The sequence below is a fragment of the Pseudomonas sp. SMV7 genome (assembly GCF_052041995.1).
GTDB lineage: Bacteria > Pseudomonadota > Gammaproteobacteria > Pseudomonadales > Pseudomonadaceae > Aquipseudomonas.
In genome coordinates this window covers 59,076-80,026 of sequence record NZ_JBKGGT010000005.1, presented here as the reverse complement: position 1 = coordinate 80,026, position 20,951 = coordinate 59,076, and the positions used below count along the sequence as shown (strand labels likewise).

20 protein-coding genes are annotated in these 20,951 nt (G+C 63.6%); 4 read left to right on the top strand and 16 right to left on the bottom strand.

Translation table 11 applies throughout. The features are described 5' to 3' along the window. Positions 1-406 precede the first annotated feature (406 nt). The gene (locus ACLEJP_RS08145) at positions 407-1,144 is read right to left on the bottom strand and encodes a LexA family transcriptional regulator (protein WP_225776635.1); all 738 of its coding nucleotides are present in this window, start codon (positions 1,142-1,144) and stop codon (positions 407-409) included. A gap of 18 nt (positions 1,145-1,162) precedes the next feature. Between ACLEJP_RS08145 and ACLEJP_RS08140 the strand changes: the two genes are divergently transcribed. The 3 genes from ACLEJP_RS08140 to fdxA all read left to right on the top strand — a co-directional run bounded on the left by ACLEJP_RS08140 (position 1,163) and on the right by fdxA (position 4,330). Further along, the gene (locus tag ACLEJP_RS08140; protein ID WP_440805391.1) at positions 1,163-1,300 is read left to right on the top strand and encodes a hypothetical protein; all 138 of its coding nucleotides are present in this window, start codon (positions 1,163-1,165) and stop codon (positions 1,298-1,300) included. Beyond that, a complete protein-coding gene (gene mutS / locus ACLEJP_RS08135) occupies positions 1,293-3,866 on the top strand; it encodes a DNA mismatch repair protein MutS (protein WP_440805389.1) in 2,574 nt (857 codons plus the stop codon). Before ACLEJP_RS08140 ends, mutS begins: the two co-directional genes overlap by 8 nt. 140 nt (positions 3,867-4,006) lie before the next feature. Beyond that, on the top strand, positions 4,007-4,330 hold the full coding sequence (fdxA, locus tag ACLEJP_RS08130) for a ferredoxin FdxA (protein WP_085626452.1): 324 nt from the start codon (positions 4,007-4,009) through the stop codon (positions 4,328-4,330). 513 nt (positions 4,331-4,843) lie between these two features. Here the strand turns inward: fdxA and rpoS are convergent. The 8 genes from rpoS to ACLEJP_RS08090 form a co-directional block, all read right to left on the bottom strand. After that, positions 4,844-5,851 carry an RNA polymerase sigma factor RpoS gene (rpoS, locus tag ACLEJP_RS08125; protein ID WP_170028669.1) on the bottom strand — a complete coding sequence of 336 codons (1,008 nt, stop codon included), beginning with the start codon at positions 5,849-5,851 and terminating at the stop codon, positions 4,844-4,846. Positions 5,852-5,959: 108 nt separating this feature from the next. Beyond that, entirely contained in the window at positions 5,960-6,817 is an 858-nt protein-coding gene (locus ACLEJP_RS08120; protein ID WP_440805385.1) for a peptidoglycan DD-metalloendopeptidase family protein, read from the bottom strand. 217 nt (positions 6,818-7,034) lie between these two features. Further along, positions 7,035-7,673: a protein-L-isoaspartate(D-aspartate) O-methyltransferase gene (locus ACLEJP_RS08115; protein WP_170034070.1), complete on the bottom strand. Its 639-nt coding sequence runs from the start codon at positions 7,671-7,673 to the stop codon at positions 7,035-7,037. A gap of 35 nt (positions 7,674-7,708) precedes the next feature. Continuing rightward, the gene (surE, locus tag ACLEJP_RS08110) at positions 7,709-8,458 is read right to left on the bottom strand and encodes a 5'/3'-nucleotidase SurE (RefSeq protein ID WP_225776632.1); all 750 of its coding nucleotides are present in this window, start codon (positions 8,456-8,458) and stop codon (positions 7,709-7,711) included. Then, positions 8,446-9,504, bottom strand: a complete 1,059-nt coding sequence (gene truD / locus ACLEJP_RS08105; RefSeq protein ID WP_440805382.1) for a tRNA pseudouridine(13) synthase TruD — start codon at positions 9,502-9,504, stop codon at positions 8,446-8,448. Before truD ends, surE begins: the two co-directional genes overlap by 13 nt. Next, positions 9,501-9,974 (bottom strand): 2-C-methyl-D-erythritol 2,4-cyclodiphosphate synthase, encoded by a 474-nt coding sequence (gene ispF / locus ACLEJP_RS08100; protein WP_186679178.1) that lies wholly within the window; start codon positions 9,972-9,974, stop codon positions 9,501-9,503. Before ispF ends, truD begins: the two co-directional genes overlap by 4 nt. Before the next feature lie 87 nt (positions 9,975-10,061). Then, complete coding sequence (fghA, locus tag ACLEJP_RS08095) at positions 10,062-10,916, bottom strand: S-formylglutathione hydrolase (RefSeq protein ID WP_225776629.1); 855 nt, start codon at positions 10,914-10,916, stop codon at positions 10,062-10,064. A gap of 8 nt (positions 10,917-10,924) precedes the next feature. Further along, positions 10,925-12,037, bottom strand: a complete 1,113-nt coding sequence (locus tag ACLEJP_RS08090) for an S-(hydroxymethyl)glutathione dehydrogenase/class III alcohol dehydrogenase (RefSeq protein ID WP_440805377.1) — start codon at positions 12,035-12,037, stop codon at positions 10,925-10,927. A 107-nt stretch (positions 12,038-12,144) separates the two neighbouring features. On the opposite strand from ACLEJP_RS08090, the gene ACLEJP_RS08085 reads away from it, so the two are divergent. After that, positions 12,145-13,041 (top strand): LysR substrate-binding domain-containing protein, encoded by an 897-nt coding sequence (locus tag ACLEJP_RS08085; RefSeq protein ID WP_170028664.1) that lies wholly within the window; start codon positions 12,145-12,147, stop codon positions 13,039-13,041. Positions 13,042-13,172: 131 nt separating this feature from the next. Here the strand turns inward: ACLEJP_RS08085 and ispD are convergent, their stop codons facing one another. The 7 genes from ispD to accA all read right to left on the bottom strand — a co-directional run bounded on the left by ispD (position 13,173) and on the right by accA (position 20,889). Continuing rightward, a complete protein-coding gene (gene ispD / locus ACLEJP_RS08080; RefSeq protein WP_440805375.1) occupies positions 13,173-13,880 on the bottom strand; it encodes a 2-C-methyl-D-erythritol 4-phosphate cytidylyltransferase in 708 nt (235 codons plus the stop codon). Beyond that, positions 13,877-14,158: a cell division protein FtsB gene (ftsB, locus tag ACLEJP_RS08075; RefSeq protein WP_004375443.1), complete on the bottom strand. Its 282-nt coding sequence runs from the start codon at positions 14,156-14,158 to the stop codon at positions 13,877-13,879. The genes ispD and ftsB overlap by 4 nt, the downstream gene beginning before the upstream one ends. A gap of 169 nt (positions 14,159-14,327) precedes the next feature. Next, positions 14,328-15,617 carry a phosphopyruvate hydratase gene (gene eno, locus ACLEJP_RS08070; protein ID WP_170028662.1) on the bottom strand — a complete coding sequence of 430 codons (1,290 nt, stop codon included), beginning with the start codon at positions 15,615-15,617 and terminating at the stop codon, positions 14,328-14,330. A 152-nt stretch (positions 15,618-15,769) separates the two neighbouring features. After that, the gene (gene kdsA, locus ACLEJP_RS08065) at positions 15,770-16,615 is read right to left on the bottom strand and encodes a 3-deoxy-8-phosphooctulonate synthase (protein WP_440805372.1); all 846 of its coding nucleotides are present in this window, start codon (positions 16,613-16,615) and stop codon (positions 15,770-15,772) included. Positions 16,616-16,618: 3 nt separating this feature from the next. Next, on the bottom strand, positions 16,619-18,247 hold the full coding sequence (locus ACLEJP_RS08060; protein WP_225776626.1) for a CTP synthase: 1,629 nt from the start codon (positions 18,245-18,247) through the stop codon (positions 16,619-16,621). Between the two features lie 269 nt (positions 18,248-18,516). After that, entirely contained in the window at positions 18,517-19,800 is a 1,284-nt protein-coding gene (tilS, locus tag ACLEJP_RS08055; RefSeq protein ID WP_440805369.1) for a tRNA lysidine(34) synthetase TilS, read from the bottom strand. Positions 19,801-19,941: 141 nt separating this feature from the next. Continuing rightward, positions 19,942-20,889, bottom strand: coding sequence for an acetyl-CoA carboxylase carboxyl transferase subunit alpha (gene accA / locus ACLEJP_RS08050; RefSeq protein WP_289134586.1), 948 nt, complete (start codon positions 20,887-20,889; stop codon positions 19,942-19,944). Between the last annotated feature and the right edge of the window lie 62 nt (positions 20,890-20,951).

Genomic DNA, 20,951 nt, shown 5'->3' with positions numbered 1-20,951 from the left:
ACCTCGGCATTCCAAAAAGCCCGGCTCGCCAGGCTTTTCAGTAATGCGTTGGCGAACCGCCGGCCACGACTGGTGACACCGTGCGGTTCCGCTGCTGATTGATGACTCCGACCGCGGCCACCTGCCCGCCGGATAACTGATCGTGGTGCTTTACGCTGCACACCCGGGCCAGTTGCCAACCCTCTGGACAGTTGAGGCCTGTCCATCGCTGCCTGTGTAACAACCGGTTTACATCCGGCTTGAGACACAGGCTATGCATTTACGCATATGCAGTCAATGCATTTCCGAAAATTTCTATGCGTAAGCTTTTGCGGAAATGCATGCAGGCCATGCGCGTCCTGGCTTGTAGGGCTTTTCCAAAGGCGAAAAAAAACCCGCCGAAGCGGGTTTTGACAAAGCGGGGCTGTCAGCGAGCGTACATGCCCCACCAGAACACATGCCCGAGCAAGCTGATCTGCTCGTCCTGCATCTGCTGGAAGCTGTAGTCCTCGTCCGGGTGTTCGTCGCGGTTGAAACTGCGCAGGCGGATACCGGTAGGCAGGCGATAGACCTGCTTCACCCGCAACTGGCCGTTGTGATTGATTGCATAGAGGTCGCCATCGATGATGTCGCCGATCGAGCACTTGCCGGTATTCACCCCGACCGTCGCGCCATCACGCAGTACCGGCAACATGCTGTTGCCGCGCACGGTCACACACTTGGCCTGGTCGAACTGCACACCGTTGTGGCGCAGGCTGCGCTTGCCGAAGCGCAGGCGCGCGTGCTCGCTTTCTTCAATGACGAATCTTCCTGATCCTGCTGCCAATTCGACCTCGCGAAGGAAAGGTACCGACACCTCGTCATCCTCGACGGGGGTTTCATCGTCCCACAGGCTGATGTCGCTGAGACCCGCATGACCGTGCGCCGGCAGCGCCGCCTCGCGAGACTCGCCAAGCGCGGCGCGGCCACGCAGCTGCTCGGTGCTTACGCCGAAGTACTCGGCGATCTTCGACACATGTTTGTCGGAGGGGTCGACGATCTTGCCGCCGAGAATCCGCGACAAGGTGGATTGAGGAACACCCGTGCGCCGGTACAGCTCCGTCGGGGACAGGCCGTGGCGGTCGAGCAGTTCTCTGAGTACGGAGGCTACGTTGCGTTTTTGCATAGCGTGCATAATGCAGGCATGCGCGAGGAAATGCAACGCACAGGCAGCGCGATGATGCCTGCAGCGGCGCGCCTGCATCTGCTCGAAAAAGCCTGTACCATTGCCGGTTTCACAAACGCCAACCAGATTACCCGCTGTAAGGCCCTGAATGTCTGATCTTTCCGCACACACCCCGATGATGCAGCAGTACTGGAAGCTGAAAAACCAGCACCCGGACCAGCTGATGTTCTACCGCATGGGCGACTTCTACGAAATCTTCTACGAAGATGCGAAAAAGGCCGCCAAACTGCTGGACATCACCCTGACCGCGCGCGGTCAGTCGGCCGGCCAGTCGATCCCCATGTGCGGCATTCCGTTCCATTCGCTGGAGGGCTACCTGGCCAAGCTGGTCAAGCTCGGCGAATCGGTGGTGATCTGCGAGCAGATTGGCGACCCGGCCACCAGCAAGGGCCCGGTGGAGCGCCAGGTGGTGCGTATCATCACCCCCGGCACGGTCAGCGACGAGGCCCTGCTCGACGAGCGCCGCGACAACCTGATTGCCGCGCTGCTGGGTGACGAACGCCTGTTCGGCCTGGCAGTGCTGGATATCACCAGCGGCAACTTCAGCGTCCAGGAAATCAAGGGCTGGGAAAACCTGCTGGCCGAGCTCGAGCGCCTCAACCCGGTCGAGCTGCTGATCCCCGACGACTGGCCACGCGACCTGCCGGCGGAAAAGCGCCCTGGCGCCCGGCGCCGGGCGCCGTGGGACTTCGACCGCGACTCGGCGCGCAAGGCCCTGTGCCAGCAGTTCGCGACCAAGGACCTCAAGGGCTTTGGCTGCGACAAGCTGACCCTGGCCATCGGCGCCGCCGGCTGCCTGCTGATCTACGCCAAGGAAACCCAGCGCACTGCCCTGCCGCACCTGCGCAGCCTGCGCCACGAACGGCTGGACGACACGGTCATCCTCGACGGCGCCAGCCGCCGCAACCTGGAGCTGGACATCAACCTCGCCGGCGGGCGTGACAACACCTTGCAGTCGGTCATCGACCGCTGCCAGACCGCGATGGCCAGCCGCCTGCTGAGCCGCTGGCTGAACCGCCCGTTGCGCGACCTCAAGGTGCTGCAGGCCCGCCAGGACTCGATCCGCTGCCTGCTCGACAGCTACCGCTTCGAGAAGCTGCAGCCGCAGCTCAAGGAAATAGGCGATATCGAGCGGATCCTCGCCCGTATCGGCCTGCGCAACGCCCGCCCACGCGACCTGGCACGCCTGCGCGATGCGCTGGCAGCGTTGCCCGAACTGCAGAACGCCATGGCCGAGCTGGAGGCGCCGCACCTGGCACGCCTGGCCGCCATTACCGGTACCTACCCGGAGCTGGCCAGCCTGCTGGAGCGGGCGATCATCGACAACCCGCCGGCGGTGATCCGCGACGGCGGCGTGCTCAAGCCTGGCTATGACAGCGAGCTGGACGAGTTGCTGGCGATCAGCGAGAACGCCGGCCAGTTCCTCATCGACCTGGAAGCGCGCGAAAAGGCCCGCACCGGGCTGGCCAACCTCAAGGTCGGCTACAACCGTGTGCACGGCTATTACATCGAGCTGCCGACCAAGCAGGCGGAGCAGGCGCCGGGCGACTATATCCGCCGCCAGACCCTCAAGGGCGCCGAGCGCTTCATCACCCCGGAGCTGAAGGCGTTCGAGGACAAGGCGCTGTCGGCCAAAAGCCGCGCGCTGGCCCGCGAGAAGCTGCTCTACGACGGCCTGCTGGAAACCCTGATCAGCCACCTGGCGCCGCTGCAGGACAGCGCCGCCGCACTGGCGGAACTGGACGTGCTCAGCAACCTGGCCGAACGTGCGCTGAATTTGGACCTGAACTGCCCGCGCTTCGTCGACGAGCCATGCCTGCGTATCGAGCAAGGCCGCCACCCGGTGGTGGAACAGGTACTGACCACGCCGTTCGTGGCCAACGACCTGGGCCTGGACGACAACACGCGCATGCTGATCATCACCGGCCCGAACATGGGCGGTAAGTCCACCTACATGCGCCAGACCGCTTTGATCGTGCTGTTGGCACATATCGGCAGCTTCGTGCCGGCGGCCAGTTGCGAACTGTCGCTGGTCGACCGCATCTTCACCCGTATCGGTTCCAGCGACGACCTGGCCGGCGGGCGCTCGACCTTCATGGTCGAGATGAGCGAAACCGCCAACATCCTGCACAACGCCACCGACCGCAGCCTGGTGCTGATGGACGAAGTGGGCCGCGGCACCAGTACCTTCGACGGCCTGTCGCTGGCCTGGGCTGCCGCCGAGCGGCTGGCCCAGCTGCGCGCCTACACGCTGTTCGCCACGCACTACTTCGAGCTCACCGTGCTGGCCGAAAGCGAGCCGCTGGTGGCCAACGTGCACCTGAATGCCACCGAGCACAATGAACGCATCGTGTTCCTGCACCATGTGCTGCCTGGCCCTGCCAGCCAGAGCTACGGCCTGGCCGTGGCCCAGCTGGCGGGCGTACCGACGGCAGTCATCCAGCGTGCCCGCGAACACCTGGCCCGCCTGGAGACCACCAGCCTGCCGCATGAACAACCGCCGGCCCAGAAGGCCAAGGATGTGCCCCAGGTCCCGCACCAGAGCGACCTGTTCGCCAGCCTGCCACACCCCGCCATCGAGAAGCTGGGCAAGCTGCAGCTGGACGACATGACCCCGCGTCAAGCTATCGAAACGCTATATCAACTAAAGAACCTGTTATAACGGCGCCCACTACAAGCTGGTAGAATCCGCCGCGGTTTGCTGGTGCTGCAGGTTATTAGCCTGGCCTGCAGCCACATGCCTGTAAACCGCGCGGCCCTGAGAGGAAGGGCCGCCGCCGTCGCCTGAGGAGAGAACTAGAAATGACCTTCGTCGTCACCGACAACTGCATCAAATGCAAATACACCGACTGCGTGGAAGTCTGTCCGGTGGACTGCTTCTACGAAGGCCCGAACTTCCTGGTCATCCACCCGGACGAGTGCATCGACTGCGCCCTGTGCGAGCCGGAATGCCCGGCACAAGCCATCTTCTCGGAAGACGAAGTGCCTGCCGGCATGGAGAACTTCATCGAGCTGAACGCCGAACTGGCGGAAATCTGGCCTAACATCACCGAGCGTAAGGACGCCCTGCCAGACGCTGAAGAGTGGGATGGCAAGACCGGCAAGATCGAACACCTGGAGCGCTGAAAGCGCCCGATACGAAAAAGGCCCTTCAGGGCCTTTTTGTTTTCTGCGGGCAAAAAAAAAGGGGCGGTTTGACCCGCCCACATTTTTTTCCGTAGTCCCTGCTTTGTCCCTGTCATCATCCTGATGAAATCGCTTCTTGCGATGTCCCTGGCCTTCGTCCTGAAAGCCTGTGCATGTCCCTGTGCACAGTTCGAATACTAGCGCCTTGCGCCCGGCAGGCAACCGCAAAACCTCACAGGGTGTTGCCGGAGACACATTTCCTCACGTCTAAATAATTGATATTTTTCAATAGCTTGAGGAATATCGGGCTCTTGGAGCGCCATTGATTTACCGGCTGCTACATAGAAGGCTTACAGAACAAGTAAGAAAAGGCTTACACGCAATGCTAACAGGGTAGCGCTGTACATAATGTTTCGAGCCCGGCCCCAGGCTGCCTATAGGCTCCTGACCCCACACACAAGACAAACAAAAACGCCCCGAGGTCATCGGGGCGTTTGCTGGTGCAGGCCTTCGCTACTGGAATAGCGACTCGCTGGACAGCCCGTTCTTCTCGAGGATCTCACGCAGGCGCTTGAGGCCTTCTACCTGGATCTGCCGCACCCGCTCACGGGTCAGGCCGATTTCCAGGCCGACATCTTCGAGCGTACTGCTTTCATGCCCGCGCAGGCCGAAGCGACGCACCACCACCTCACGCTGCTTGTCGGTCAGCTCGCCCAGCCACTGGTCGATGCTCTGCGACAGGTCGTCGTCCTGCAACAGCTCGCAGGGGTCGGTCGGCCGGTCGTCGGTCAGGGTATCGAGCAGGGTCTTGTCCGAGTCCGGGCCCAGCGAAACGTCCACGGAAGATACCCGCTCGTTCAGGCCCAGCATGCGCTTGACCTCGCCGACCGGTTTCTCCAGCAACGTGGCGATTTCCTCTGGCGACGGCTCGTGGTCGAGTTTCTGCGTCAGTTCGCGTGCCGCCCGCAGGTAAACGTTCAGTTCCTTGACTACATGGATCGGCAGGCGAATGGTGCGGGTCTGGTTCATGATCGCCCGCTCGATGGTCTGACGAATCCACCAGGTCGCGTAGGTCGAGAAACGGAAACCACGCTCCGGGTCGAACTTCTCGACCGCACGGATCAGCCCCAGGTTGCCCTCCTCGATCAGGTCGAGCAGCGACAGGCCGCGGTTCACGTAACGACGGGCAATTTTCACAACCAGGCGCAGGTTGCTTTCGATCATGCGCTTGCGGCCGGCAGGGTCGCCCTTTTGCGACAGACGCGCAAAATGCACTTCTTCTTCCGGCGAAAGCAGAGGCGAGAATCCGATCTCGTTGAGATACAGCTGGGTGGCATCGAGCGCCCGGCTGTAATCGATGTACTTGTGTTGCTTGAGCGAAGAGCCCGATTTGGCCCTCGTCCGAACCGAAGATACAGCAGGTTCGTCTGACACCACATCCGTTTCCAAAACGATGCCCGTCTCCATCAGGAGGACGTCATCGTCGATGTCAAACTCCGGCACTTCTTTACTGAGAGCCATTGTTATAGTCCTTTGCTGAGTTCGAACTCAGACTCGAGCGGCACCTTTCTCCCTGGCAGCGCTGGAGCCTGTCCCCTCTACATCAGCGGAACAGGCCAGGTACAACAGTCAACGACGTGGCAGGAACTGGAGCGGATCGACGGGTTTGCCCTGGCGGCGAATCTCGAAATGCAGCTTCACCCGATCTGTGCCCGTGGACCCCATTTCAGCAATCGACTGCCCTGCCTTGACCTGCTGCCCCTCCCGAACCAACAGCCTGCGGTTATGACCGTAGGCACTGACGTAGGTGTCGCTGTGCTTGATGATGATCAGCTCGCCGTAGCCCCGCAGCCCACTCCCGGCGTAGACCACTGCACCATCAGACGCAGCAAAAACAGGCTGTCCCAAATCACCGGCGATATCAATGCCTTTATTCAAACTACCGTTTGAAGCGAATTTTCCAATCAGCACACCATTGGCTGGCCAGGTCCAGCCACCCACCGCACGCTCCGCGGCGGGCACCGTTGCGACCACCGGGGCGCTGCTGGAAGCTGCCGGCGCGGCCGCTTTGCCAGGGCTGGCAGGGGTTGTCGCCGGACTGCCGGCAGGCCGGCGGATGACCGTGGTCTTGCTCGACGATGAGGGGCTGGACACCACCGTGGTGCTGCCGGACGAACCACTGCTGAAACGAATCGCCTGCCCCGGCCGGATGGTATAAGGCGCCGCGATGCCGTTACGCGCGGCCAGTTCCTTGTAGTCCCAACCATAACGGAAGGCGATGGAGAACAGCGTATCGCCAGGCTTGACGATGTACTGCCCGGAGGTCACCGCCGGGCGCTTGGGTACGCTGTTGTTACGGTCGACCACCCGCGCGCTGTTGCTGCTGGTGCTTGAGCAACCCACCAGTAGCGTACTCATGGCCAGTGCAATCACCAGAAGCGTGAAACCCGACCCGTCCTTGCGCTGCCGAATGACTGTGTGACCCACCCGCGCTCCCCTCATGGTGCCGAAAACGATATGAAGACAAGAAATGCAATAATGTTGCGATTATAACCAAGCCGGCCATTCCTGGCAGGCAGGTTCGATGACTGATGCAAAGCCATGGCGATTTGTGCGCCAGCGCTTCACCCCGCCAGATAGACAGGGCGAAGCAACAGGAATTCGCCACCCGCGCAAAAATAGCGCTGGCGCGTACCCGCAGCGCTCAGGCCAGCGGACCGTTGAGCAGTGGCACGAAGCGCACAGCGCCGAGCACACGGCGGGAGAACCCATGTTCTTCACGCACGATCAGCATCAGCTGCTGCGTTTCTCCGGCCGGCCCCACCGGGATCACCATACGGCCGCCAGGCGCCAGCTGGTCGAGCAGCGCCTGTGGCACTTCCGGCGCCACGGCAGTGACGATGATGCCGTTGTACGGCGCCAGCGCCGGCCAACCCTCGCAACCGTCGCCCCAGCGAAACACCACGTTGCGCAGGTTCAGCTCCACCAGGCGCTCCTTGGCCCGGTCCTGCAGGACCTTGATGCGCTCCACCGAGAACACCCGCTCGACCAGCTGCGCCAGGATCGCCGTCTGGTAGCCCGAACCGGTGCCGATCTCCAGCACCTTGTCCAGCGGCCCGGCTTCCAGCAGCAGCTCGCTCATGTGGGCAACCATGAATGGCTGGGAAATGGTCTGGTTGTGGCCGATCGGCAGCGCGGTGTCTTCGTAGGCACGATGCGCCAGCGCCTCATCGACGAACAGGTGGCGCGGGGTACGACGGATCACGTCGAGTACCTTGCTGTTCGACACCCCCTCTTCGCACAGGCGCTGGATCAGCCGCTCCCGGGTACGCTGGGAAGTCATGCCGATGCCACGCCGCAGCATATCGTCCTCGCGCATCAGAGCAGGCCCTCCAGCCAACCGTCGAGCTGCTCGAAGGCATCATTGAAGGTGCGGTCGAGCTGCAGCGGCGTGATCGACACGTAGCCTTGCATCACGGCGTGGAAATCGGTGCCCGGCCCGCCGTCCTCGGCATCCCCGGCCACGGCGATCCAGTAGCCTTCCTTGCCGCGCGGGTTGACCACCTTGGTCGGTGCTGCCGCCCGCGCCCGGTGACCGAGGCGGGTGAGCTGGATACCGCGGATGTGTTCCAGCGGCAGGTTGGGGATGTTGACGTTGAGTACGGTGCGTGGCGGCAAGGTCAGGCGTGACTGCGCCTCGACCAGGCGGCGGGCGATATGCGCTGCCGTCGGCAGGTTGTCCGGCTGGCGTGACAACAGCGAGAACGCCAGCGAGGTCCCGCCGAGGAAACGGCCCTCCAGCGCGGCGGCGACCGTGCCCGAATAGAGCACGTCGTCGCCCAGGTTGGCACCGAGGTTGATCCCCGACACGACCATGTCCGGCGTCTGCGGCAACAGCCCATTGAGCCCCAGGTGCACGCAGTCGGTCGGCGTGCCGTTGAGGCTGATGAAGCCATTGGCCAGGGTCTGCGGGTGCAGTGGCCGGTCCAGCGTCAGCGAACTGCTGGCGCCGCTCTTGTCTTGATCCGGGGCGATCACCACGCACTCGGCGTAATCCGCCAGCGCAGCGTGCAGCGCGGCGATGCCGGGTGCGGTAACACCGTCGTCGTTCGAAATCAGAATACGCATGGGCTGTCCGTCTGCCCTGCCGACACCAGATCCACGACTTCGCGCACCACCACGGTGGCGAAGCATCCGGCCGGAAGGACGAATTCCAGTTGCAGGATATCAGGCTCGGGATAATGCCACGTCAGGCCGCCAATAGGGAGCCGCAGAATACGCCGTTCGTGATCCATGCCCGCCTGGGCCAACCATTGGCAAAGGGCTGGCTGGCGTGCGCCGATGGCGTTTTCCAGCTGCCCGGTGGCAGCGCCGGCGGGCGAATCGCCCGCGCCCCACAGCGGGCCGGTCGGGTGCAGGTCCAGGATCGCCAGGCGCGGGTCGGCGCATTCGGCCTCCCCCGCCGGGAAGAAACTGCGGCTGTCGGTGAACGCCAGCAGGTCGCCCACTTGCGCCCGCGACCAGCTGCCATCGGCGACACGGGCGGCCAACAACTGGTTGAACAGGTAGCTGCGCCCGGCCGACAGCAGCCGCGAACGTACGTTGCGCTGCTCGGGCAGGGCCTTGCGCGCGGCCCAGTCGAGGGCGTCATGGACATTGCCGCCGGCGTGGCCGAAGCGCTGGCTGCCGAAATAGTTGGGCACCCCGTGCTGCTTGAGCTGTTCCAGGCGCGCGTTCAGCGCCTGGTGGTCAGCGACCAGGGCAGTCAGGCGCAGGGTGAAGCCGTTGGCCGAATGCGCACCGCGCTGCAGCTTGCGCTGGTGGCGTACCTGCCTGAGTACGCGCAGGCTGGCATCCTCGGCACGCGACAGGTCCGGGTCGGCCTTGCCCGGCAGGTGCAGGCTGAACCATTGCCGGGTCAGTGCCTGGCGGTCCTTGAGCCCGGCGTAGCTGATGCTGCGCACCGGCACGCCGGCAGCGCGCGCCAGGCGGCGGGCGGCCTCTTCGGTGTTGAGGTCACGCTTTTCGACCCACAACCACAAGTGCTCACCCTGCCCCGACAACGGAATGTCCAGCACTTCGTCGACCTGGAAGTCTTCGGCCACCGCCTTGAGTACCGCAGTGCCCAAGGGTTCGCCCGATGCGCGCGGGCCCAGCAGTTCCAGTTCGGTCATGCTGGCAGCAGCAGGGCAACCGCATGCACGGCGATACCCTCCTCGCGACCGGTGAAGCCCAGTTTTTCAGTGGTGGTGGCCTTGACGTTGACCTGGTCGAGTTCGACCTGCAGGTCTTCGGCGATGCGCTGGCGCATGGTCTCGATGTGTGGGGCCATCTTTGGCGCCTGGGCGACGATGGTGGCGTCGATATTGCCGACCTTCCAGCCTTTGGCCAGTACGATACCGACCACGTGGCGCAGCAGCACGCGGCTATCGGCGCCCTTGAACTGCGGGTCGGTGTCGGGGAAATGTTTGCCGATATCGCCCAGCGCCGCCGCGCCCAGCAAGGCATCGCTCAGGGCGTGCAGCAGCACGTCGCCATCGGAGTGAGCCAGGAGGCCATATTTATGGGGGATACGCACCCCGCCCAGGGTAATGAAATCACCGTCGCAGAAACGGTGCACATCGTAGCCGTGGCCAATACGCATAGAAAAACGCCCTGAATGAGTCAGGGCGTGATTCTACCTGCTTTAGCCGCTATTGGGGCCGCCATGTAGGCGCGGCCGCAGCCACGGCTACACCCGCCCCAGCGCCACCGCATGATGGCGCAGGTGCTCCTCGATGAAGCTGGCGATGAAGTAGTAGCTATGGTCATAACCCGGTTGCAGGCGCAGGGTCAGCGCATGCCCGCCTTTGCGTGCCGCCTGCTCCAGCGCTTCGGGCTTGAGCTGCTTCTCGAGAAAGTCGTCCCGGTCACCCTGGTCGACCAGCAGCGGCGGGCACTCGCCCGCCGGCGTCTCGGCCAACAGCACGCTGGCATCCCATTCGCGCCAGCGCGCGCGGTCTTCACCCAGGTAGCGGCTGAAGGCCTTCTCGCCCCATGGGCAATCCATCGGGTTGCTGATTGGCGAGAACGCCGACACCGAGCGGTAGCGCCCAGGGTTACGCAAGGCACACACCAGCGCACCGTGGCCGCCCATGGAATGACCGCTGATGCTGCGCTCCGCCGATGCCGGGAAATGCGCCTCGATCAGCGCCGGCAACTCTTCCACCACGTAGTCGTGCATGCGGTAGTGTTGTGCCCAGGGTTGCTGGGTGGCGTTGAGGTAGAAGCCCGCACCCAGGCCGAAATCCCAGGCCCCGTCAGGGTCACCCGGCACCTGCTCGCCACGCGGGCTGGTATCCGGCGCGACGATGATCAGCCCCAGCTCGGCGGCCAGGCGCTGGGCGCCGGCCTTCTGCATGAAGTTCTCGTCGGTACAGGTGAGGCCGCTGAGCCAGTACAGCACCGGCAGCTTCTCGCCCTGCTCGGCCTGCGGTGGCAGGTACACGGCGAACACCATGTCACAGCCCAGCACCCTGGAGTGATGCCGGTAACGCTTGTGCCAGCCGCCGAAGCTCTTCTGGCAGGAGATGTTATCCAGGCTCATGGCATACCTCAGAAGTGGATCACGCTGCGGATGCTCTTGCCTTCGTGCATCAGGTCGAAGGCCTTGTTGATGTCTTCCAGGCCCATGGTGTGGGTGATGAAGGTGTCCAGCGGGATCTCGCCCTTTTCCGACATTTCCACGTAGCTTGGCAGTTCGCTGCGGCCACGCACGCCGCCGAACGCCGAACCACGCCAGACGCGCCCGGTGACCAGCTGGAACGGACGGGTGGCGATTTCCTGGCCGGCACCGGCCACACCGATGATGACCGACTCTCCCCAACCCTTGTGGCAGCATTCCAGCGCGGCACGCATCAGTTGCACGTTGCCGATGCACTCGAAGGAGAAGTCCACGCCGCCGTCGGTGAGGTCGACAATCACTTCCTGGATCGGGCGGTCGTAGTCTTTCGGGTTGATGCAGTCGGTGGCACCCAGCTGGCGGGCGATCTCGAACTTGGCCGGGTTGATGTCGATGGCGATGATCCGCGAGGCCTTGGCCTTCACCGCGCCGATCACCGCCGACAGGCCGATGCCGCCGAGGCCGAAGATGGCCACGGTATCACCCGGCTTGACCTTGGCGGTATTGAGCACCGCGCCGATACCGGTGGTGACGCCACAACCCAGCAGGCAGACCTTTTCCAGTGGTGCTTCTTTCTGGATCCTGGCCACGGAAATTTCCGGCAGCACGGTGTATTCGGAGAAGGTCGAGGTGCCCATGTAATGGAACAGCTGCTGGCCCTTGTAGGAGAAACGCGTGGTGCCATCCGGCATCAGGCCCTTGCCCTGGGTGGCGCGAATGGCCTGGCACAGGTTGGTCTTGCCCGACAGGCAGAATTTGCACTTGCCGCATTCGGGGGTGTACAGCGGGATGACGTGGTCACCGACGGCGACCGAGGTCACGCCTTCGCCCACCGCCTCGACGATGGCGCCGCCTTCGTGGCCCAGGATCGCCGGGAAGATACCTTCTGGGTCAGCGCCGGACAGGGTATAGGCATCGGTGTGGCAGACACCGCTGGCGACTACGCGCAGCAGCACTTCACCGGCCTTGGGCATGGCTACGTCGACTTCGACGATTTCCAGCGGTTTCTTGGCTTCGAAGGCTACGGCAGCACGGGACTTGATCATCAAAGGTCTCCAGACAGAGGGTCGATTCAGTCTGGCAGTGTAATTCACCGCCATTTGAGGAATAATCCGGGCAAAGACAAAACATTATTGCCATGCAGGGATAATCCATGAGCAGCCGCTGGGAAGGCATCGACGAATTCGTCGCCGTGGCAGAAACCGGCCAGTTCACAGCGGCCGCCGAACGCCTGGGGGTTTCTTCGTCGCATGTCAGCCGGCAGATTGCCCGCCTGGAAGAACGCCTGCAGACCCGCTTGCTGTACCGCAGCACCCGGCGAGTGACCCTGAGCGAAGCCGGGCAGACCTTCCTGCAGCACTGCCAGCGCCTGCAGGATGGCCGCGAGGAAGCCCTGCGCGCCATGGGTGACTTGGCCAGCGAGCCCAAGGGCTTGTTGCGCATGACCTGCGCGGTGGCCTATGGCGAGCGCTTCATCGTGCCGCTGGTGACCCGGTTCATGGCGCAATACCCGCAACTGCGGGTGGACGTGGAACTGAGCAACCACACCCTCGACCTGGTACACGAAGGCATGGACCTGGCCATCCGCCTGGGCCGGCTGGCCGATTCACGGCTGGTGGCCACCCGCCTGGCGCCACGGCGCATGTACCTGTGCGCCTCGCCGGCCTACCTGGAACGTTATGGGCGGCCGCACAGCCTGTCGGAGCTGGCACGGCACAACTGCCTGGTAGGCAGTTCGGACCTGTGGGCGCTGCAGCAGGACGGTCGCGAGATCAGCCAGCGGGTGCAGGGCAACTGGCGCTGCAACAGCGGGCAGGCCGTGCTGGATGCGGCGTTGCAGGGCATGGGCTTGTGTCAGCTCCCGGATTATTACGTGCTGGAGCACCTGAACAGTGGTGCCCTGGTGTCATTGCTGGAAGCGCACCAGCCGCCGAACACGGCAGTGTGGGCGCTGTATCCGCAGCAGCGGCACCTGTCGCCGAAGGTGCGGCGGTTGGTGGATTACCTGAAGGAAGGGTTGGCGGGGTTGCCGGAGTATCGTCTCGGCTGAAGGAATGCGCTGCCTGTACTGGCCTCTTCGCGGGCTTGCCCGCTCCCACAGGTACTGCGCATACCTTCAGGCTGGCGCTGTACCTGTGGGAGCGGGCAAGCCCGCGAAGAGGCCGGTGCTGGATTAAAGCTTCAGCGCCGCACGGTCCAGCGCTGGCGCAACCATTCGAGGTCTTCCGGGCGGGTCACCTTGATGTTGTCACTGCGCCCTTCCACCAGCTTTGGCGCCTGGCCGGACCATTCGATGGCCGAGGCCTCGTCAGTCACCAGCACATCCGCCACCTGGCACTCGGCCAGCGCCCGGTGCAGCGCCCCCAGGCGGAACATCTGTGGTGTGTAGGCCTGCCAGATGGTGCTGCGGTCAACCGTGGCGCTGACCCGCCCGCCAGCGTCGGCCCGCTTGAGGGTATCGCGCGCCGGCACCGCCAGCAGCCCGCCCACCGGGTCGTCCGCCAGTTCCGACAGCAGCTTGTCCAGGTCACTGCGCGCCAGGTTCGGGCGCGCAGCATCGTGCACCAGCACCCAGTCGCTGTCCGCGGCCCCTTCGGCATGCAGCATCAACAAGGCGTTGAGTACCGAGTCGGCACGCTCACGGCCACCCGCCGCGCGGCGGATGCGCGGGTCGCTGGCGCAGCGCAAGGTCGGCCAGTAGGGGTCGTGTTCGGCAACACTGACCACCACGCCGTTAAGCGTCGGGTGGCCAAGAAAACAGTCGAGGCTGTGCTCGAGAATGGTCTGCCCGGCCAGCTCCAGGTATTGCTTGGGGCGGTCAGCAGCCATGCGGGCACCAACGCCCGCAGCAGGAATCACGGCCCAGAAGGCCGGTAACGTATCGATCATTTCTGTGGCAACTGGAAGAGGGTTTCGCCCTCTTTGACCATTCCCAATTCGTGGCGAGCCCGTTCTTCAACGGTCTCCATGCCTTTTTTCAGCTCCAGCACTTCGGCGTCGAGCACGCGGTTTCGCTCAAGCAGGCGCTCGTTCTCGGCATGCTGCTCGGCGATCTGCTGCTTCAGCTCGGTCACTTGCGCCAGGCTGCCATTACCCACCCACAGGCGGTATTGCAGACCACCCAGCAGCAGGAGCAGGACAAGGAACAACCAATAAGGACTGCGCATCTAGGTATCCAGGTTAAAAAAGACCGTCGCAGAATGTTCGATTCGGGGTCTCGAATAGCACGAAGCCTGGCCGAGGCCAGGCTTCGTCGACAGAAACCCGTTGGAAGGTAGGAAATTTCAGTATGAAAGCCCCTACAACTCCGGCTGCTGTCTTTTTACCATCTCTTGCTTAGCCGCGAAACTCGGCACGACCACGGTAAACCGCCTTGGCACCCAGTTGCTCTTCGATACGCAGCAGCTGGTTGTACTTGGAAACGCGGTCGGAACGGCACAGCGAGCCGGTCTTGATCTGGCCAGCAGCGGTACCTACCGCCAGGTCGGCGATGGTCGAGTCTTCGGTTTCACCGGAACGGTGCGAAATCACCGCGGTGTAGCCGGCAGCCTTGGCCATCTGGATGGCTTCCAGGGTTTCGGTCAGCGAGCCGATCTGGTTGAACTTGATCAGGATCGAGTTACCGATGCCCTTCTCGATGCCTTCCTTGAGGATCTTGGTGTTGGTCACGAACAGGTCGTCGCCCACCAGCTGTACCTTGGCGCCGATCTTGTCGGTGAGGATCTTCCAGCCAGCCCAGTCGGACTCGTCCAGGCCGTCTTCGATCGAGATGATCGGGAAGCGCTCGGTCAGGCCTTTGAGGTACTCGGCGAAGCCTTCGGCGTCGAACGACTTGCCTTCGCCGGACAGGTTGTACTTGCCGTCTTCGTAGAATTCCGAAGCCGCGCAGTCCAGGGCCAGGGTCACGTCGGTGCCGAGCTTGTAGCCGGCTTTTTCCACCGCTTCGGCGATGGCGCCCAGGGCGTCTTCGTTGGACGCCAGGTTAGGGGCGAAACCACCTTCGTCACCCACGGCGGTGTTCAGGCCACGGGCCTTCAGCACGGCTTTGAGGTGGTGGAAGATCTCGGTACCCATGCGCAGGCCGTCGGAGAAGGTCTTGGCGCCAACCGGCTGAACCATGAACTCCTGGATGTCGACGTTGTTGTCGGCGTGCTCGCCGCCGTTGATGATGTTCATCATCGGAACCGGCATCGAGTACTGGCCCGGGGTGCCGTTCAGGTTGGCGATGTGCGCGTACAGCGGCAGGTCCAGGTCCTGGGCGGCGGCCTTGGCGGCAGCCAGGGAGACGGCCAGGATGGCGTTGGCGCCCAGCTTGGCCTTGTTCTCGGTACCGTCCAGCTCGATCATGGCGCGGTCCAGGGCCTTCTGGTCGGCAGGGTCCTTGCCCAGCAGCAGGTCACGGATCGGGCCGTTGATGTTGGCGACGGCCTTCAGCACGCCCTTGCCCAGGTAACGGCTCTTGTCGCCATCACGCAGCTCCAGCGCTTCGCGCGAGCCAGTGGAAGCACCGGACGGCGCGCAAGCACTGCCGATGATGCCGTTGTCGAGCAGTACATCGGCTTCCACGGTGGGGTTGCCACGCGAATCGAGAACTTCACGACCTTTGATGTCGACGATTTTTGCCATTGTTGTAAGCACTCCAGAATTGACGAAAACAACTTAGCTTGGGAAATCTTGCCGTTCACCGGGCGGACTTGCAGTGGGCAGGCCCCGTGAAGGGAACCCCTGACCGAGTGGTCAGGGGTGGATCGGACGGTACTTTACCCGAGAATCGAGCTTTACGCGGTTTCTACCGTCGGAAAACTTTTCACCAGGTCATCCAGTTGCTTGAGCTGGGCCAGGAATGGCTCCAGTTTGTCCAGGCGCAGGGCGCATGGGCCATCGCACTTGGCGTTGTCCGGATCGGGGTGGGCTTCGAGGAACAGGCCGGCCAGGCCCTGGCTTATGCCGGCCTTGGCCAGGTCGGTGACCTGCGCGCGGCGGCCACCGGCGGAATCGGCGCGGCCACCGGGCATCTGCAGGGCGTGGGTCACATCGAAGAACACCGGGTACTCGAACTGCTTCATGATGCCGAAGCCGAGCATGTCCACCACCAGGTTGTTGTAGCCGAAGCTCGAACCACGCTCGCAGAGGATCAGCTGGTCGTTACCGGCTTCCTCGCACTTGGTCAGGATGTGTTTCATTTCCTGGGGGGCGAGGAACTGCGCCTTCTTGATGTTGATCACCGCGCCGGTCTTGGCCATGGCCACCACCAGGTCGGTCTGCCGCGACAGGAAGGCCGGCAACTGGATGATGTCGCACACCTTGGCCACCGGTTCGGCCTGGTAGGGCTCGTGCACATCGGTGATGACCGGCACGTTGAAGGTACGCTTGATCTCCTCGAAGATCTTCAACCCTTGTTCCATGCCCGGGCCGCGGTAGGACGTCACCGACGAGCGGTTGGCCTTGTCGAAACTGGCCTTGAACACATACGGGATACCGAGCTTCTCGGTGACCCGCACGTACTCTTCGCAGACCTTCATTGCCAGGTCACGGGACTCCAGGACGTTCATGCCGCCGAACAGGACGAACGGCTTGTCGTTGGCGATCTCGATGTTACCGACGCGAATGATCTTCTGGGTCATTGATCAGGCCTTGTTCTTCTGAGCCAGGGCTGCCTTGACGAAACCGCTGAACAGCGGGTGGCCGTCACGCGGGGTCGAGGTGAATTCCGGGTGGAACTGGCAGGCGACGAACCATGGGTGGTCCTTGGACTCGACCACTTCCACCAGCGCACCGTCTTCCGAGCGGCCGGACACCACCAGGCCGGCGTCGACCAGTTGTGGCAGCAGGTTGTTGTTCACTTCGTAGCGGTGGCGGTGACGCTCGGTGATCACGTCCTTGCCGTAGCAGTCGTGCACCTTGGAACCGGCGATCAGCTGGCAGTCCTGCGCGCCCAGGCGCATGGTGCCACCCAGGTCGGAGGCCTCGCTGCGGGTCTCGACGGCACCAGTGGCATCGGCCCACTCGGTGATCAGGCCGACTACCGGGTGGCCGCTGTTGCGGTCGAACTCGGTGGAGTTGGCGTCTTTCCAGCCCATCACGTTACGGGCGAACTCGATCACGGCCACCTGCATGCCCAGGCAGATACCCAGGTACGGCACCTTGTTCTCACGGGCGTACTGCACCGCAGTGATCTTGCCTTCCACGCCGCGCAGGCCGAAACCGCCCGGCACCAGGATGGCATCGGCGCCTTCGAGCAGGCTGGTGCCCTGGTTCTCGATGTCTTCCGAGTCGATGTAGCGCAGGTTGACCTTGGTGCGGTTGGTGATGCCGGCGTGGCTCATCGCTTCGATCAGCGACTTGTAGGCATCCAGCAGCTCCATGTACTTGCCGACCATGGCGATGGTCACTTCGTGCTCAGGGTTGAGCTTGGCATCGACCACCTTGTCCCACTCGGACAGGTCGGCGCCGTTGCACTGCAGGCCGAAACGCTCGACGACGAAGTCGTCCAGGCCCTGAGCATGCAGCACGCCCGGGATCTTGTAGATGGTGTCGACGTCTTCCAGCGAAATCACCGCACGCTCTTCAACGTTGGTGAACAGCGCGATCTTGCGACGCGACGAGGCATCGACCGGGTGGTCGGAGCGGCAGATCAGCACGTCAGGCTGCAGGCCGATGGAGCGCAGCTCCTTGACCGAGTGCTGGGTCGGCTTGGTCTTGGTCTCGCCAGCGGTGGCGATGTACGGGACCAGGGTCAGGTGCATCAGCATGGCGCGCTTGGAGCCCACTTCGACGCGCAGCTGGCGGATGGCCTCGAGGAACGGTTGCGACTCGATGTCGCCCACGGTACCGCCGATTTCCACCAGGGCCACGTCGGCATCGCCGGCGCCCTTGATGATGCGACGCTTGATTTCGTCGGTGATGTGCGGGATGACCTGGATGGTCGCGCCCAGGTAGTCACCACGGCGTTCCTTGCGCAGCACGTGCTCGTAGATACGGCCGGTGGTGAAGTTGTTGTTCTGGGTCATGGTGGTGCGGATGAACCGCTCGTAGTGGCCCAGGTCGAGGTCGGTCTCGGCGCCATCGTGGGTGACGAACACTTCACCATGCTGGAACGGGCTCATGGTGCCCGGATCGACGTTGATGTACGGATCCAGCTTGAGCATGGTGACCTTCAGGCCCCGCGCTTCCAGGATGGCCGCCAGGGAAGCCGAGGCAATGCCTTTCCCCAATGAAGAAACAACACCGCCCGTGACGAATATGTAGCGCGTCATGAAAAACCCTAGAAGTCTGCGTTAAGGCGGCCAGCGCCGCCGGAGAAAGCGAAGGAAGGCCGAAGCCCCCGATCACCTGCGTCAATCACAGTGCATCTCGAAAAACTGCCGCGTCTGTACAGACCAGGGGTATCCCCGGCATGGAGCTCGCTCGTCATTTTCAGAATCAGCCCAGCAAAAAACTGCTTGGTAATCGGCAACTCCTGTGTTTTCGCGGAACCCACAGAAGCTGTATCAAGAAGGGAGGGTAGTCTACCCGAATGTACCCTTCAGCTCAAACCTTGCGCGTTCGTCGGCAACTGCCAATCCAGCTGGCAATCCGCCTGTACCAGGCCGGGCAGGTTGGCCAGCGCCAGCAGGCGCTCGCCCTGGTACAGCAATGGCAGGCGCGGACGCAGGAAGTGCGGCACCTGCAGCTCGTTGAGCAGGCGCTTGAGTTCGCGTCGGCCACGGCCGGGGATGTCCAGCACTTCGCCCCCCTGGCGGTAGGCAATGCGCAGGCTACCTGCAGGTACTGCGCCAACCAGCCGCACACTACCGTTACCCGGCAGCCGCAAAGGCTCGCCGGGATCGCGCCACGCCAGCCCTGCGCCAGGCTGCTGCAGCCAGTCGCCGCTCAACCACCAGATGCGTCCGTGACTGCGCAGCAATTGCCCATCGCCCAGCCGCCATATCGGCTGGGCATCGGCGGCGGCATCGCGCAGGTCAGCCCAACCCGCCCAGTGCCGGGTGTCGGGCAAACGGGTTCGCCGGCTCAGCCAGTACTGCAAGGCATTGCGCTGACGGGCCGGTGACAGCGCGACCAGGGCCGCCAGGTCGAGCGAATCGAGCCCGGGCCAGGTCAGCGGAGCGCCCTCCTCGGCAAGCGCCAGATCGCCCTGGGCAAGCTCGTCCAGCAGGCCCAGGGCTTCGCCCAGGTGCTCGGCGGCGCGGGCAAGGTTCTGGCTGGCCTGTGGCCAACGCTGCTGCAGGTGCGGGAATACTTCGGCGCGCAGGTAATTGCGGGCGAATCGGCTATCCGCGTTGGACGGGTCCTCGATCCAGGCCAGTTGCTGCGCCTCGGCGTAGTCGCGCAACTGTTGGCGGGACCACCCCAGCAAAGGCCTGGCCAGGTTGCCCTGCCCCAGTCGCCGTTGCTCCGGCATCGCTGCCAGGCCACGCAGGCCGGCACCGCGCAGCAGGCGGAACAGCAAGGTTTCAGCCTGGTCGTCGCGGTGCTGGCCGGTGAACAGGACATCGCCCGGGCCCAGCCTCTGGCTGAAGGCGGCATAGCGGGCGGCACGGGCCGCCTGTTCGAGGCTGGCGCCGGGGCTGACCTGGACGTGGATGACCTGGAGTACGATACCAAGCCGGTCGCAGATGGATTGGCAGTGTGCAGGCCAGGCGTCCGCAGCAGGTTGCAGGCCGTGGTGGATATGGATGGCGCGCAGCGCGGGGCTGGCGTGGTGGCGGGCGTGCTCGGCCAGCAGGTGCAGGAGGACGGTGGAGTCGAGGCCGCCGGAGAAGGCGACGTACCAGGTGCGGGCGTTGAGCCAGGGGGTGAGGTTGATCATCCAGACCTCGCACGATTGAAGAACGCATTCGCGGGCAAGCCCGCTCCCACAGGTTCGGCGCAGGTCCCGAGGACAGCGCAATACCTGTAGGAGCGGGCTCGCTCGCGAACACCGGCAAAGCCGGTGCCATTCAGCGCGTGATCAGACGCCGTAGCTCATCAGGCGCTCGTAACGACGGGCCAGCAGTGCGTCGTGGTCGAGCTTGCCGAGCATGTCCAGCTGCTGCACCAGGTCGGCACGGATGCTTTCCGACATCTTGACCGGGTCACGGTGGGCGCCGCCCAGCGGTTCCTGGATGACCTTGTCGACGATGTTCAGGCTCTTCAGGCGCTCGGCGGTGATGCCCATGGCCTCGGCCGCGTCGGCGGCCTTGTCGGCGGTCTTCCACAGGATCGAGGCACAGCCTTCCGGCGAGATCACCGAGTAGGTGGAGTACTGCAGCATGTTCAGCTGGTCGCACACGCCGATGGCCAGCGCGCCGCCGGAACCGCCCTCACCGATCACGGTGGCGATGATCGGCGTTTTCAGGCGCGCCATCACGCGCAGGTTCCAGGCGATGGCCTCGCTCTGGTTGCGCTCTTCGGCGTCGATGCCCGGGTAGGCGCCTGGGGTGTCGATGAAGGTCAGGATCGGCATCTTGAAGCGCTCGGCCATTTCCATCAGGCGGCAGGCCTTGCGGTAGCCTTCCGGGCGCGGCATGCCGAAGTTGCGGCGCACCTTCTCGCGCACTTCACGGCCCTTCTGGTGACCGATGACCATGACCGGCTTGCCGTCCAGGCGGGCGGTACCACCGACGATGGCGGCGTCGTCGGAGAAGTGGCGGTCGCCGTGCAGCTCTTCGAACTCGGTGAAGATGTGCTCCAGGTAGTCCAGGGTGTAAGGACGACGTGGATGACGGGCCAGGCGGGCGATCTGCCAGCTGGTCAGGTTGCCGAAGATGCTTTCGGTCAGGGTGTTGCTCTTGTCTTGCAGACGGGCAATTTCATCGCTGATGTTCAGCGAGTTGTCGTTGCCCACCAGACGCAGGCCTTCGATCTTGGCTTGCAGGTCGGCAATCGGCTGTTCGAAATCGAGAAAATTCGGGTTCATAGTCATCCGTCTTGGGTCTACGGCCAGGCGGCCGGCCGGTTGATCCGTTTGGCGCCTTACCT